The 13,634-nt window shown below is 63.2% G+C and carries 11 protein-coding genes; 3 read left to right on the top strand and 8 right to left on the bottom strand.

Annotated elements, in window-relative coordinates; genetic code table 11:
• Positions 1–128: 128 nt before the first annotated feature.
• The 8 genes from tssH to tssA all read right to left on the bottom strand — a co-directional run bounded on the left by tssH (position 129) and on the right by tssA (position 9,932).
• A complete protein-coding gene (gene tssH, locus AB4O25_RS18055) occupies positions 129–2,783 on the bottom strand; it encodes a type VI secretion system ATPase TssH (protein WP_460149833.1) in 2,655 nt (884 codons plus the stop codon).
• Positions 2,776–3,819, bottom strand: a complete 1,044-nt coding sequence (gene tssG, locus AB4O25_RS18050) for a type VI secretion system baseplate subunit TssG (protein ID WP_065879246.1) — start codon at positions 3,817–3,819, stop codon at positions 2,776–2,778. The genes tssH and tssG overlap by 8 nt, the downstream gene beginning before the upstream one ends.
• Positions 3,783–5,642, bottom strand: a complete 1,860-nt coding sequence (tssF, locus tag AB4O25_RS18045) for a type VI secretion system baseplate subunit TssF (protein WP_017526781.1) — start codon at positions 5,640–5,642, stop codon at positions 3,783–3,785. Before tssF ends, tssG begins: the two co-directional genes overlap by 37 nt.
• A complete protein-coding gene (gene tssE / locus AB4O25_RS18040) occupies positions 5,639–6,154 on the bottom strand; it encodes a type VI secretion system baseplate subunit TssE (RefSeq protein WP_026067178.1) in 516 nt (171 codons plus the stop codon). The genes tssF and tssE overlap by 4 nt, the downstream gene beginning before the upstream one ends.
• Positions 6,155–6,226: 72 nt before the next feature.
• Positions 6,227–6,715 carry an Hcp family type VI secretion system effector gene (locus AB4O25_RS18035; protein ID WP_017526783.1) on the bottom strand — a complete coding sequence of 163 codons (489 nt, stop codon included), beginning with the start codon at positions 6,713–6,715 and terminating at the stop codon, positions 6,227–6,229.
• A 140-nt stretch (positions 6,716–6,855) separates the two neighbouring features.
• Positions 6,856–8,352 (bottom strand): type VI secretion system contractile sheath large subunit, encoded by a 1,497-nt coding sequence (gene tssC / locus AB4O25_RS18030; protein WP_017526784.1) that lies wholly within the window; start codon positions 8,350–8,352, stop codon positions 6,856–6,858.
• A 2-nt stretch (positions 8,353–8,354) separates the two neighbouring features.
• A complete protein-coding gene (gene tssB / locus AB4O25_RS18025) occupies positions 8,355–8,861 on the bottom strand; it encodes a type VI secretion system contractile sheath small subunit (protein WP_017526785.1) in 507 nt (168 codons plus the stop codon).
• A gap of 54 nt (positions 8,862–8,915) precedes the next feature.
• A complete protein-coding gene (tssA, locus tag AB4O25_RS18020) occupies positions 8,916–9,932 on the bottom strand; it encodes a type VI secretion system protein TssA (protein WP_017526786.1) in 1,017 nt (338 codons plus the stop codon).
• Positions 9,933–10,327: 395 nt separating this feature from the next.
• On the opposite strand from tssA, the gene tagH reads away from it, so the two are divergent.
• Genes tagH through tssK form a run of 3 tightly spaced genes read left to right on the top strand, consistent with a single transcriptional unit; the run spans position 10,328 to position 13,634 of the window.
• Positions 10,328–11,716 (top strand): type VI secretion system-associated FHA domain protein TagH, encoded by a 1,389-nt coding sequence (tagH, locus tag AB4O25_RS18015; RefSeq protein ID WP_137220065.1) that lies wholly within the window; start codon positions 10,328–10,330, stop codon positions 11,714–11,716.
• Between the two features lie 55 nt (positions 11,717–11,771).
• Entirely contained in the window at positions 11,772–12,281 is a 510-nt protein-coding gene (tssJ, locus tag AB4O25_RS18010) for a type VI secretion system lipoprotein TssJ (protein ID WP_017526788.1), read from the top strand.
• 18 nt (positions 12,282–12,299) lie between these two features.
• Complete coding sequence (tssK, locus tag AB4O25_RS18005) at positions 12,300–13,634, top strand: type VI secretion system baseplate subunit TssK (protein ID WP_017526789.1); 1,335 nt, start codon at positions 12,300–12,302, stop codon at positions 13,632–13,634.

Genomic DNA, 13,634 nt, shown 5'->3' with positions numbered 1-13,634 from the left:
ACGAAACCGAATTCAAGTGTGGGAGGGGGCTTGCCCCCGATGGCGGTGAATCAGTTACCTGCTCTATCCACTGAGACACCGCAATCGGGAGCAAGCCCCCTCCCACATTTGAGCCGTGTTCTGTCAGGTCAATCGTTGAACTGGTAGTGCAATTCGTTATCCCGGCTGCCGATGCGCACCCCCGCCAACGCCTTGCCTTCGAGCATGCGCGTGAGGAACTCGCGGCTCATGTCCGGCAGCAGGCTGTTGGTGAGGATGGTGTCGATCATGCGCCCGCCGCTTTCGGTTTCGGTGCAGCGCGAGACGATCAGGTCGATCACCGCGTCGTCGTAGTCGAAGGCCACCTTGTGGGTGTTCTCCACGCGCTTTTTGATGCGGTTGAGCTGCAGGCGGGTAATCGCCTTGAGCATCTCGTCGCTCAGCGGGTAGTACGGGATGGTCACCAGACGCCCGAGCAGGGCCGGCGGGAAGATTTCCAGCAGCGGCTGGCGTAGTGCCTTGGCGATTTCTTCCGGCTCGGGGATGTTCGCCGGGTCCTTGCACACGTGCGAGATCAGCTCGGTACCGGCGTTGGTGGTCAGCAGGATCAGGGTGTTCTTGAAGTCGATCACCCGGCCTTCGCCGTCTTCCATCACGCCCTTGTCGAACACCTGGAAGAAAATCTCATGCACGTCCGGGTGGGCTTTTTCCACTTCGTCCAGCAGCACCACGCTATAGGGCTTGCGCCGCACCGCTTCGGTCAACACGCCGCCTTCGCCGTAGCCGATATAGCCCGGTGGCGCGCCCTTGAGGGTCGACACCGTGTGGGCTTCCTGGAACTCGCTCATGTTGATGGTGATCACGTTCTGCTCGCCGCCGTACATGGCTTCGGCCAGGGCCAGGGCGGTTTCGGTCTTGCCCACGCCGGAGGTGCCGGCCAGCATGAACACGCCAATCGGCTTGCTCGGGTTGTCGAGGCCGGCGCGCGAGGTCTGGATGCGCTTGGCGATCATCTGCAAGGCGTGGTCCTGGCCGATGATGCGTTTTTTCAGGTGCTGGTCGAGGTTGAGCACGGTTTCCAGCTCGTTGCGCGCCATGCGGCCCACCGGAATGCCGGTCCAGTCGGCGACCACCGAGGCCACGGCCTGGTAATCCACGGTCGGCAGGATCAGCAGGGTTTCGCCTTGCAGCGCGGTGAGGCGCTGTTGCAGGTCGACCAATTGCGTACGCAATTGGTCGCTGCCGCTGTCCACCACGCCGGCTTTTTCACGCAGGGTCGCGCGGGTGGCGAGCAGCTCGTCAACCAGGGTTTTCTCTTCGGCCCAGCGGCTTTCCAGCGTGGCCAGGCGCTCGCGCTCGGCGCTCAGCAACGCTTCGCTGTTGCTCTGGCGCGCACCAATGGCGATGCCGATCGCATGCTCGCGGGCGATGATTTGCAGCTCGGTTTCCAGCGCTTCGATGCGGCGGCGGCTGTCGTCCACCTCCGCCGGCACTGCGTGCAGGCTGATGGCGACGCGGGCGCAAGCGGTGTCCAGCAGGCTCACGGATTTGTCCGGCAACTGACGCGCCGGAATATAGCGGTGCGACAGCTTCACCGAGGCTTCCAGGGCTTCATCGAGAATCTGCACCTGGTGGTGTTTTTCCATGGTCGAGGCCACGCCGCGCATCATCAGCAGGGCTTTGTCTTCCGACGGCTCGGCGACCTGTACCACCTGGAAACGACGGGTCAGCGCCGGGTCTTTTTCGATGTGTTTTTTGTACTCGGCCCAGGTGGTGGCGGCCACGGTGCGCAAGGTGCCACGGGCGAGAGCGGGTTTGAGCAGGTTGGCAGCGTCACCGGTACCGGCGGCGCCACCGGCACCCACCAGGGTGTGGGCTTCGTCGATAAACAGAATGATCGGCTTGGGCGAAGCCTGCACGTCTTCGATGACCTGGCGCAGGCGCTGTTCGAACTCGCCTTTCATGCTGGCGCCGGCTTGCAGCAGGCCCACATCCAGGCTGCGCAGCTCTACGTCTTTGAGCGCAGGCGGTACGTCGCCGGCGACGATGCGCAGGGCGAAGCCTTCAACCACGGCGGTCTTGCCCACACCGGCTTCACCGGTGAGGATCGGGTTGTTCTGGCGCCGACGCATGAGAATGTCCACCAGTTGGCGGATCTCTTCGTCGCGGCCCACGATCGGGTCGAGCTTGCCTGTGCGGGCCTGTTCGGTCAGGTCCACGGTAAAGCGCTTGAGCGCTTCCTGCTTGCCCATCGCGCTCGGCGCCATGGCGCCGCTGGCTTCGCCTGGAACTCCGGCATTGAAGCCGTCGCTGGCGCTCAGGGCATTTTCCGGCGAGTCGCCGACGTATTCGTCAAAACGTTCGCTCAGGGCCTCGGCCTTGATCTTGTCGAACTCCGACGACAAGCCCAGCAGCGCATGGCGCAGGCTCGGCGTCTTGAGAATGCCCAGCACCAGATAACCGGTGCGTACCTGGCTTTCGCCGAACATCAGGCTGCCGTACACCCAGCCGCGTTCAACCGCTTCTTCCACGTGGGACGACAGGTCGGTGATCGACGTCGAGCCGCGCGGCAGGCGGTCCAGCGCTTCAGTGAGGTCGCGGGCCAGGCGTGCCGGTTCCAGGTTGAACTGGCGAATGATGCGGTGCAGGTCCGAGTCTTGCAGTTGCAGCAACTGGTGGAACCAATGCGCCAGTTCCACATACGGGTTGCCCCGCAGTTTGCAGAACACGGTGGCGGCTTCGATGGCCTTGTAGGCCACGCTGTTGAGTTTGCCGAACAGTGCGGCGCGACTGATTTCACCCATGCTCTGGATTCCTTGAGGTGGTGGCTTGATCGGCGTAGTGCCGGGCCAGGATTAGGTCGTTGGCGTCATGCTCAGGTTTACCGAGCCAGGTATTGAAGCCCAGGCGAAACTGGCCGTTGAGTTGCAGTGCCGGGACTTCAGGTTGTTGCAAAACCAGGTTCAAGTCCCAGTCCAATTCATGGCCCAGGTACTCGGCCACCCACGCCACCAGCTCGTTGAATGGCTGATGGCCGGGCAGCATGCCCATGTAGTCTTCCAGCGTGAGCGGGCCCAGGCGGATGCGGAATTTATGCTGGCGGTCCCACACATGGCTACCCAGGCAAAAGTCCACGCCCAGGCGGTTGGCGCTTACGCCCACGCGGCTGCGCTCGGGCAGCTCCAGCCATTGGCCGACGTATTCTTCGATCTCCACCGGCAGGCCGAAATACTCGCTGAGAATCGCCTTGAGGCCGTCCGGGTAGCGGGTCTGCGCCGACAGGTGGCCGCTGTAATGCAGCTTCGCGGTGTCGGGAATCAGCCCTTGGTTGAGCAGGCTCGGCATGCCCCGGCCACTCAAGGCGGCGAGGCGCGCGGACCAATAGTCATCGTCCGGGCGGTCGTGGCTGACCGTCGGCCGCGCCTCGGCCCAGGCCCGGTAAAACAGGCTGAGCAGGCGATGGTGGAACACGTCCAGGAACTGCTTGCTGGTGCTGTCGGCGTTGTTGCGCTGGCGCTCGCGCACGTATTCGGTGATGTGCAGCGGAAGCGGGCCGTTGGGGCCGCCAAGGCCGAAGAAGAACTGCTCCAGCCGCGCCGGCTTGCCATCGCCAGCGGGGTCGACGGCGGCCAGGGTCGCCGGGGCGAAGGTGCAATCGGCCTGTTGCCCCAGGCGCAGCGGATCATCGGCCAGGCGCAGGGAATGGCCCAGGCGCGGCAGGTGTGGCGATTCGCACTCGATACGCCGCAGCGCCTGGAAGAAATCGTATTCCCAGGGCGCCTGATGCATTGCATCCAAGGTACTCACAGGGTCGGACGACGTCCGGGCTTGGCTTTCCATCGCATGATCTCGCCGCGTTCGGTGGTACGGATCACCGTCTCGGTAAAACTGTTGATCGACACGTAGCGTGCCAGGAAACGTTCCAGCACCGCACCGAGCAGGAACACGCCGGTGCCGCGAAACGCGTTTTCATCGAATTCCAGGGTAATTTCCAGGCCGCGCCCAAACACAATCGGGCCGGGCATCGGCAGGCGTCGCGTCACCGCTTTGCTGCTGACTTCGCGCAGGCCTTCGATCTGCAATTGCAGCGCCGCGTCGTTGCTGTCGCCATACAGGCGCAACAATTCACGCAAGGCGCCCGCGCCCTGGCCCTGCTCGCTCAACGACAGGTAGTTGAGCGACAACTGGCTGATCAGGCGCCAGGCCTTGGCATCATGGGCGTGGCTGGCACGCGGGCGGCTGGGGCCTGCGACGCAACGCACGGCCAGTACCGGCGCGCTGTCGGCCAGGGTGAAGTCGGTCTTGCTGTTGCCCACGCTCATGAACAGCGGCAGGTCGCGATTGGTACACAGCGCGGTCACACCGAGTTGGCGCAGGTCATGGCCATACGGCGCCTGGCGGCTGTCCACCAGGCTGACAAAGGTTTCGCTGCCCACATAGGTCGAGCGCGGGCCATTGCGACGCTGCTCGCTGGACAGCACGCGCGGCTCGCGGCGCACCGTGTAATACGCCTGGTCGCGGCCATAACGCGAAGGGTCGCGTACCGCGTAGAACGGCAAGAACGGTTGCTCCGGCCCGGTGCCATGGCCGGTAAGGCCGGTCAACGAGTGGATCTCGAAATCCATTGGCCGCGTGCGGTCGGCGATGACGTGGTGTTCGTTGACCCGGTCGGACAAGTGGATACGGTCCACGCGCTTGGGGAACAGGTTGATCGCCGGCGTGCAGAACGGCAGGAATTGCGCCGCGCCGACGCTGCCTTCCAGGCTCGGTTCGTGGCGGTCGAACAGCACGATCAGCTCCAGCTCCTGGCCGTCGCAGCGTTTGACCGCACGGCTCAGTTCGGCGAATTCGACGAACAGGTAGCGGTGGGGCAGGGCGAAGTATTCCTGCAACAGCCGATAGCCCTGGAACGCCCGCGCCACCACCGGCATGGCCGCGTCGGCATCATCAAAGCCCCGGGAGCGCAACGCGTCTTGCCCCAAGCGCTCGACCCAATCGCCACCGGGCTTGCGCGCGAACACCGCGCAGGCATTGCCCAGCAATTGTTCGTAGAGGCGGAACGGCTGCTCGTCGGCACCGCTGAGGTACAGCGGCAGGTTGTCCAGATCAAGGCTGTTGAACGGTAATTCTGCGCCGGTGCGCAGGGTCAGGCGCAAGCCGGCCTTGGCTTTCGGTTCGCTGGCGGCCAGGCGCCCGAGTACGGTGGCGGGGTTGCCGAAGTATTCGGCGCTGCTGACCTGCAACGGCCACAATGTCACCGGATGGGCGGTGCGGTACTCGCAACAGGTCTGGGTTTCGCGGCCCAGGGCGGCCCGCAATACGCTGTCGCGGGGCAGCGGGAAACCGCTGGCCAGGGAGCCTTCATCGGGGTCGGTCTGCAGTTGCACCACGGTCATCGACGGGGTCGGCGCCAGGTAGTGCGGGTAGGCGATTTCCAGCAGGTTGTGGGTGAAGGTCGGGTATTCAGCGTCGAGCTTGAGTTGCACGCGCGCGGTGAGGTAGGCGAAACCTTCGAGCAAGCGTTCGACGTACGGGTCGGCGCAGTCCATACCGGACAGGGTCAGCCGACTGGCGATCTTCGGGTATTCCTTGGCGAACTCGGCGGCGCTTTCGCGCACGTGGTGCAGTTCCTGGTTGTACAGCTCCAGCAGGCGCGGGTTCATGGGCGTCTCCGCTGATCGGCGTTCACCACGCGCACATGACCGGACTCCAGGTCCAGGTCGGTTTGCAGCAGCAGGCGCAGCGGCACCGGCTGTGCCCACAGGTCGCCCTCGATCTCGAAACTCAGGGCGTTGTGGTTCATCTCGCCCTGGCCGACACGGGCTTTGACGCGCAGCGTGTGGCGCAGGATGCGCGGCTCGAACGTCGCAATGGCCTGGTAGATCAGGGCTTCCAGGGACTTGATGTCGACGCTGGAGACGCTGCTGCCCGCCAATGCCGGCAGGCCATAATTGACCACCGAGGTGCCGGCCGGGGTGTGCAGCGTGGCATCGGCATCGAGCAACGACGTGGTGTTGAGCAGCCACGCCAAGTCGCGCAGTACCGAGGCTTTCAATTGGGTCAGGGACAGCACGCGTTTGTCGGCGCTTTCCTTCGGGTTGGTCGGGTCGTCGTCGGTCAGCCGGTCCAGCAGGGACGGTTGCAGACGGTCGCGGGAAGCGATTTCAGTTACCACCAAAGCAGCTCCACGGACGGGTTGCGAGAGGGACACAATGGCCGTGGCACCGGGCCACGGCCACAAGGGCTATCAGCGCTTGGTGTTGGAACGGATGTTCCAGCCAAACTTGACCGCGCCGCCGTCTTTGGTGCCGTCGGCTTTCTGCGGCTGGTAGTCGACCATCACTTGGGCGAAGTTCAGGGTGACGTTTTCGGTCAGGCGGTCATCGGTGCCCGAACCGCCGGTGCTCAGCGAAGTCACCAACACTTCTTCCAGGTTGATCACCATGTACTCGACCTGGCTTTCACCACCGGCCTTGCGCACGGTCAGCTTGACCTTGTCGATGTGTTTGCCGCTGGCGCACAGCATCATCAGGTTGGGCGAAGCCTTGTCGACGTACTTGGTCAGCGACAGGTCCTGGATGTTCACCTTGCCCGCGCCGCCGCCACCGCCTACATGCATGTTGCCGGACTGGGACATGCCCCAGCTCCAGTTCAGCACGTCGATTTCGTCCTTGTGGGCCTTGTCCATGGACTCGCCCTTGATGTCGCCGATCTTGATGAAAATATCAACAGCCATGTTTTCTCCCTGTGTGGCACCGGCCACTTGATTTGGTTTGTGTGGGAGGGGGCTTGCCCCCGATGCAGGCAACTCGGTCTGTCAGTCAAACCGAGATGATGCTATCGGGAGCAGGCCCCTCCCACAGAAGAGCAAGTTACTTACGCGCCTTTAGCTGAAGGCAGCTTGGACACCAGGCGCAACGACACGGTCAGCCCTTCGAGCTGGTAGTGCGGACGCAGGTAGAACTTGGAGTTGTAGTAACCCGGGTTGCCTTCGACTTCTTCCACGATCACCTCGGCGGCGGCCAACGGGTGCTGGGCCTTGGTGGTTTCGGTGGAGTGAGCCGGGTCACCGTCGACGTAGTTCAGGATCCAGTCCTGCAACCAGCGTTGCATCTCGTCCTTCTCTTTGAAGGAACCGATCTTGTCGCGCACGATGCACTTCAAGTAGTGAGCGAAACGGCAGGTGGCGAACAGGTACGGCAGGCGCGCCGCCAGGTTGGCGTTGGCGGTGGCGTCCGGGTCGTCGTATTCGGCCGGTTTCTGCAACGACTGCGCGCCAATGAACGCGGCGAAGTCGGTGTTTTTCTTGTGCAGCAGCGGCATGAAACCGTTCTTCGCCAGTTCCGCTTCACGACGGTCACTGATGGCGATTTCGGTCGGGCACTTCATGTCCACGCCACCGTCATCGGTAGGGAACGTGTGCGCCGGCAGGTTTTCCACTTCGCCGCCGGACTCAATGCCACGGATGCGCGAGCACCAGCCGTAGTGCTTGAACGAACGGTTGATGTTCACCGCCATCGCGTAGGCGGCGTTGGCCCAGGTGTACTTGGCGCTGTCGGCGCCGTCGGTGTCTTCTTCGAAGGCGAAGGCTTCCACCGGGTCGGTCTTGGCGCCGTACGGCAGGCGCGCCAGGAAACGCGGCATGGTCAGGCCGATGTAGCGCGAATCTTCCGATTCACGCAGCGAGCGCCAGCCGGCGTATTCCGGGGTGGTGAAGATCTTGGTCAGGTCGCGCGGGTTCGACAGTTCCTGCCAGGAGCCCATGCCCATCACGGTCGGCGATGCCGCAGCGATGAACGGGGAGTGCATGGCCGCGCAGACTTTGGACAGCTCGCCCAGCAGCTCGACATCCGGCGGGGACTGGTCGAAGTAGTAGTCGCCCACCAGGCAACCATAAGGTTCGCCGCCGAACTGGCCGTATTCTTCTTCGTACATCTTCTTGAAGATCGGGCTCTGGTCCCACGCGGTGCCTTTGAATTTCTTCAGGGTCTTGTGCAGGTCCGGCTTGGAGATGTTGAGCACGCGGATCTTGAGTTGCTCATCGCTCTCGGTGTTGTTGACCAGGTAGTGCAGGCCACGCCAGGCGCTTTCCAGCTGCTGGAAATCCTGGTGGTGGATGATCTGGTTGACCTGGGCGGTGAGCTTGGCGTCGATGGCGGCGATGATCGATTCGATCGACTTGATCGCGTCATTGGACACCAGGTCGGTCTGGGCCAGCGCCTGTTCAGCCAAGGTGCGCACGGCGGTTTCCACGGCTTCGCGGGCACGCTCGGTCTTGGGCTTGAACTCTTGCATCAACAGCGAGGCGAACTCGCTGGTTTCTTCGGTGGCGCCCAGGTTGAGCGCGCCTTCGCGAACGGTATTGTCGGTCATGATTACTGATCCCCTGCAGGCTTCGGCGCGCTGGCAAGTGCCTGAAGCAGTGCCGGGTCCTTGATCGCCTTCATGATGATTTCTTCAGCGCCGGTCTTGCCGTCCATGTAGGTCAGCAGGTTGGCCAGCTGGGTGCGGGCTTCGAGCAACTGGTTCAGCGAGTCGACCTTGCGGGCCACGGCGGCCGGGCTGAAGTCGTCCATGCTCTCGAAGGTCATGTCCAGGCTCAGGTTGCCTTCGCCGGTCAGCTCGTTGGGTACGTGGAACGCCACGCGCGGCTGCATGGCCTTGAGGCGCGAGTCGAAGTTGTCGACGTCCACTTCAAGGAACTTGCGGTCGGCCACTGGGGCCAGCGGCTCGGCAGGCTTGCCGGCGAGGTCGGCCATCACACCCATCACGAAGGGCAGCTGGACCTTTTTCTCGGCGCCGTAAAGCTCGACGTCGTACTCGATCTGCACTCGAGGCGCGCGGTTGCGCGCGATGAATTTCTGAGAACTTTGCTTCGCCACGTTGCTGCTCCTGGTCGCTTGAGCGACGGTGTTGTTACTGCAAAGCCTGGCGACTTACTCGTCGTCCGGGCCACGCAGGTTTTCAAATTGGGACATGCCATCGGGAATCAGATTGCGCACGATCGCCGCAAAATCGGCGTGCACCAGATTTTTCGCGCGGTTCAACAACACCGGCAGCGGGCTCGAAGGCTCGTGCCGGGTGTAATACGCAAGGATCTTGTCGAGGCTGCGCAACACGTCATCGCGGCTGGCGATGTCGCCGACCGGGCGTGGTGCGGCAGGGGCGGCGAAGTCGACCGAGGGGGCATTGTCGTCACTGACGGCCTCGGGCTCGCTGCTGCTGTCGGTGCCTGGCACCGCTTGATTGAGAATTTGCAGGGCCTGCTTGAGCGGTTGCTTCAACAGGCTCAGGTCCACGCCCTGGGCCGAACCGACCTGGTCGTTGACCTGTTGTTCGATGGCTTCACAGGCCGAACGCGCGGCGCTCAAGGCGTCGCGGGTGGCCTGCAGGAGTTCGGGATCGCTGTCGAGGAACGCGGCATTCAACTGCTGCGCGCCCAGTTGTTCGTCCGGGAAACTCATCAGGCCGCTGGCATTCAGGGCGGCGCGCAGGCTTACCGGGCCGAAGGTGCGCGAGCGCGTGAGGATACTTTCGCGCAACAGGCGAATGGTCGCGTCGCTGGTCAAGCCGGCCAGGGCGTTGATACGCACGGTAGGGTCGTTGTCGTCGTCCGCATCCAGGCGCGGGTGCAACTCGGCCCAGTATTCACGCAGGAGCGCATCGATCAACGTCAGGACTTCAGCCAGCCCGGCCACACCCTGGAGGGCGAGGGAGCTTTGCAGCAGGAAATGAGTGATGCGCAGGTCTTTGCTGCGCTGCAACAAGTCGAGGCTTTGCTGCTGGATGCTGCGCCATTCAGGCGGTTCAGCGGGCAGAACGGCGTCGCCCATGCTGCGCTCGGGTTGGCCCTTGGCATCACGCTCAAGCTGGAGAAATTGCGCGTCATACTCCATGTCTTCGCCACAAGGCGAAGTCGCGGAAACGGCGGTGAGCAGCAACGGCACATCCACTGAAATCGATCTCCCTATCAGCCCGTTAGATGACGGGCAATGCATGCATTAGTTGCGCGGTGAACTTTGCATGTTTTCTTGGTCATATAAGCACAGTGCTATTAATGTGCCATCATTGGTATTCAAGAAGTTGTGCATTTTTGGTGTAGTACTTATGCCTTGTCAAGGTAAGCTATTCGCCCTCTGTGACAGATGTGCGGTGCTTAACAACCTGCACGACCAACGGGTCGAACGGCGTACCGGGACAGGATTTTTGTCATAGAGCCCAGTTAAGATCAGCGATCATGCTGGCATCAGCAGGTTGGGGACGGCCGATTGCACGTCCTGATGGGGATTTCTCGGGGAGCGCCGTCCCGGGAATCGACCGCGCGCGAAGTAATCAGCAAGGAGGCAAGATGTCGCTGTGTTTGACTATTACTAGTTATCACAAGATTACCCCAGGGCAGTGCGCCGAAAAGTCCATGAACCAGGGCTCGATGGCGATCGGCCGCAGCTCGGATAATGACTGGGTATTGCCTGACCCAGAGCGCCTGGTGTCTTCCCAACATTGCGTTATTCAATACAAAGATGGCCGTTATTACTTAACCGATAACAGTACAAACGGTGTGGAGTTGGTCAGCGCCGGTATTCGCATGCGCCGGGGTAACAGCGAGCCGCTGCAAGACGGTGAGCTGATCCGCATCGGCGACTACGAGATCCAGGCGCGTATCGACTTCAACGTGCAAGCCGTTGATAGCCAACCGTTTGCCGGTGATTCGCCGAACAGCTTTGAAGCGCTGATGGGCGCCGTGGCCCGCCCGCCGACGCCCGCGCCAATGCCCACCCCGGTGATCGCACCGCAGTTTCAGGGCGCCTCCTCCATGGACACCCTGCCGGACCTGTTCGACTTCCTCAGCCCCACCGCTGTGCCGCCGCCGACTGTGCCGGATCATGTGCCGTCCCAGCAACACGACTTCCGTGCGCCGACCCCGGTGGTTGTACCGGTGGCCGAGCCTGTGGTTGAAGCGCCGGTGGCCTCCGGTTCAGTGATCCCTGAAGACTGGGACCTGTTCGGCGACGCGCCCGCGCCCGCGCCGGTGGTGAGCGCTGCGCCGCTACCCACGCCGCCGCTGCCCTCACCACCGCCGCCGCCACCTGCAGCGGTTATCCCGCCGCCGCCCGTGGTCGAGCCTGTGCGCCCGGTGGCCGACAGCCAACAACCCGATCTGTTGCAAGCCTTCCTGCGCGGCGCCGGCCTGGACCAATTACGTCTGGACACTGCCCAGGCGCAAGCGCAGATGGAAAACATCGGTCGCAGCTATCGGCTGATGGTCGAAGGCCTGATCGATGTATTGCGTGCCCGCGCCAGTCTCAAGGGCGAGTTCCGTATGCAGCAGACGATGATCCAGCCGGCGGAAAACAATCCGTTGAAATTCGCCCCGAATGCCGACGAAGCGTTACTGCTGCTCCTGCGCCACGGCAACCAAGCGTTTATGGCACCGGATATCGCCGTGCGCGACAGTTTCGATGACCTGCGTGCCCATCAACTGGCGGTGATGGCCGGGGTGGAGGCCGCGATCAAGCACCTGCTGGCGCGCTTCGAACCGGCGCAGTTGGAAGAACGCATGGGCAAGCCGGCCGGGCTGTCGAGTCTCTTCAACGGTTCGCGCCAGGCCCAGTACTGGCAGCAGTTCACCGAGCTCTATAGCAATATTTCCCGCGAGGCCCAGGAAGATTTCCAGGACCTGTTCGGCCGCGAATTCAGTCGGGCCTACGAAGAACACAGCGCACGACAGCGTCGCTGAACGCGGCGCGGCAACGGTTTCAACGGATAGCTAAGTACGTCATTGAGGACGCAGGATGATTCCCAGGTTTTTACTCGCAGTCGCCACCGCGCTGCTGCTGACGGCGTGCGCCAAGGAGGCCGCCAAGCCCGACGCCGCCGTCGAGGCAGAAGTGGACACCGCCGCCGTCGAGCTGCATTTCCACGCCATTTCCGGGCTTAACCCCGGCGCCAATGGCCAGGCCGCCCCGGTGCGCGTGCGCATTTTCGAACTGAAAAACGCCGCCACCTTTGGCCGCTCCGACTACTTCGCCCTGGCCGACCGTGCGCAATCGACCCTCGGCCTGGACCTGCTCGACCAGGATGAAGTGATGGTGCAACCCGGCCAACAATTGAGCATTCAGCGCGACCTTGACCCGTCCACGCGCCAGATCGGCTTGCTGGTGGGGTACCGCGAGTTGGACCGCGCGCAATGGCGCACCGTGATCAACGTGCCGCCGCGTCAATACACCGAATACCAGATCAGCCTTGATGTGCGTGCCGTGCGCGCCGACGTCGTGGTTACCCCATCCAGCCCTGCCCAATAAGAAGCAATCGGAGCCCCCATGTCTTGGAACAATCGCGTGGTCTGGTCGGAAGGCATGTTCATCGGAACGCAGCACTTCCAGCAGCATGACCGTTACCTGGAAAACCTGATCGACGCCCGCAGCCGCCCGTTGTCCGCAGGCAGCTGGGGCTTTTCCGAATTGCTGATCGACCAGGGCCTGCTGGCCCAGGGCAAGCTGGCGATCGTCTCGGCCCGTGGCCTGTTGCCCGACGGCACGCCGTTCAATATTCCCCAGGACGACCTGGCGCCGAGCCCGTTGAACGTCGACGACAACCTGCGCGACGGCCTGGTGTACCTGGCCTTGCCGCTCAAGCGCGCCGGCGCGCGCGACACGGTGGACGAAGGCGAAGCCCTGGAAGCCGCACGTTACGTGAGCCAGGTGCGTGAAGTGCGCGACGACAACGCACCGTTCGAAAACCGCGCGCCGGTGGCCGTAGGCTCGCGGGCGTTGCGCCTGCTGACTGCCCAGGATGGCATCAGCGACTACGCCGCCGTCGGCCTGGTACGCATCAAGGAAAAACGCGCCGACCGCGCCCTGGTGCTCGACGACACCTACATTCCACCCGTATTGGACGTGGCCGCGAGCAAACCGCTGAGCGCGTTTCGCAGCGAGCTGCTGGGCCTGTTGCATCAGCGCGGCGAAGCCCTGGCTGGCCGTGTAGTCGCCTCGGGTGCCGGCGGCGCTTCGGAGATCGCTGACTTCATGCTGCTGCAACTGGTCAACCGCGCCCAGCCGTTGATCCGGCATTTCAGCCAGTTGAGCCCGCTGCACCCAGAGCGCTTCTTCAGTGAACTGGTGAGCCTGGCGGGGGAGTTCTCGACGTTTTCCACCTCGGGCCGTCGGCCCCAGGAATACCCGCAGTACCAGCATGACGACCTGGCGTTGAGTTTCGCCCCGGTGATGGCGGCGTTGCGCGAGGCGCTGTCGATGTTGATCGACAGCAAGGCCACGCCTATTCCCATCGTGGAAAAAGCCTATGGCATCCACGTGGCGATGCTGGCGGACAAGACCCTGCTCGACAACGCCAGTTTCATCCTGGTGGTGCGTGCCGATGTGCCCGGCGAAACCCTGCGCGGGCGCTTCGGCCAGCAGAGCAAGGTCGGCGCGGTGGAGCACATCCGCGACATGGTCAACCTGCAGCTGCCGGGCATCGGCCTGGTGCCGTTGCCGGTGGCGCCGCGCCAATTGCCGTACCACGCGGGCAGCACCTACTACGAACTGGACCGGGGCAGCGAGCACTGGCAACAGTTGAGCAACTCCGGTGGTTTTGCCTTCCATATCGCCGGGCAGTTCCCGGGCTTGAACCTGGCCTTCTGGGCGATCCGAGGATAA

Source organism: Pseudomonas sp. S3_A03 (assembly GCF_054668275.1).
Note: the sequence above shows the minus strand (reverse complement) of the source record. Positions and strands in the feature narration are given on the sequence as shown.

Excerpts from the sequence above, each read along its gene's own strand:
- tssH (WP_460149833.1), bottom strand. The coding sequence starts at position 2,783 with ATGGGTGAAATCAGTCGCGCCGCACTGTTCGGCAAACTCAACAGCGTG.
- tssG (WP_065879246.1), bottom strand. The coding sequence starts at position 3,819 with ATGGAAAGCCAAGCCCGGACGTCGTCCGACCCTGTGAGTACCTTGGAT.
- tssF (WP_017526781.1), bottom strand. The coding sequence starts at position 5,642 with ATGAACCCGCGCCTGCTGGAGCTGTACAACCAGGAACTGCACCACGTG.
- AB4O25_RS18035 (WP_017526783.1), bottom strand. The coding sequence starts at position 6,715 with ATGGCTGTTGATATTTTCATCAAGATCGGCGACATCAAGGGCGAGTCC.
- tssC (WP_017526784.1), bottom strand. The coding sequence starts at position 8,352 with ATGACCGACAATACCGTTCGCGAAGGCGCGCTCAACCTGGGCGCCACC.
- tagH (WP_137220065.1), top strand. The coding sequence starts at position 10,328 with ATGTCGCTGTGTTTGACTATTACTAGTTATCACAAGATTACCCCAGGG.
- tssJ (WP_017526788.1), top strand. The coding sequence starts at position 11,772 with ATGATTCCCAGGTTTTTACTCGCAGTCGCCACCGCGCTGCTGCTGACG.
- tssK (WP_017526789.1), top strand. The coding sequence starts at position 12,300 with ATGTCTTGGAACAATCGCGTGGTCTGGTCGGAAGGCATGTTCATCGGA.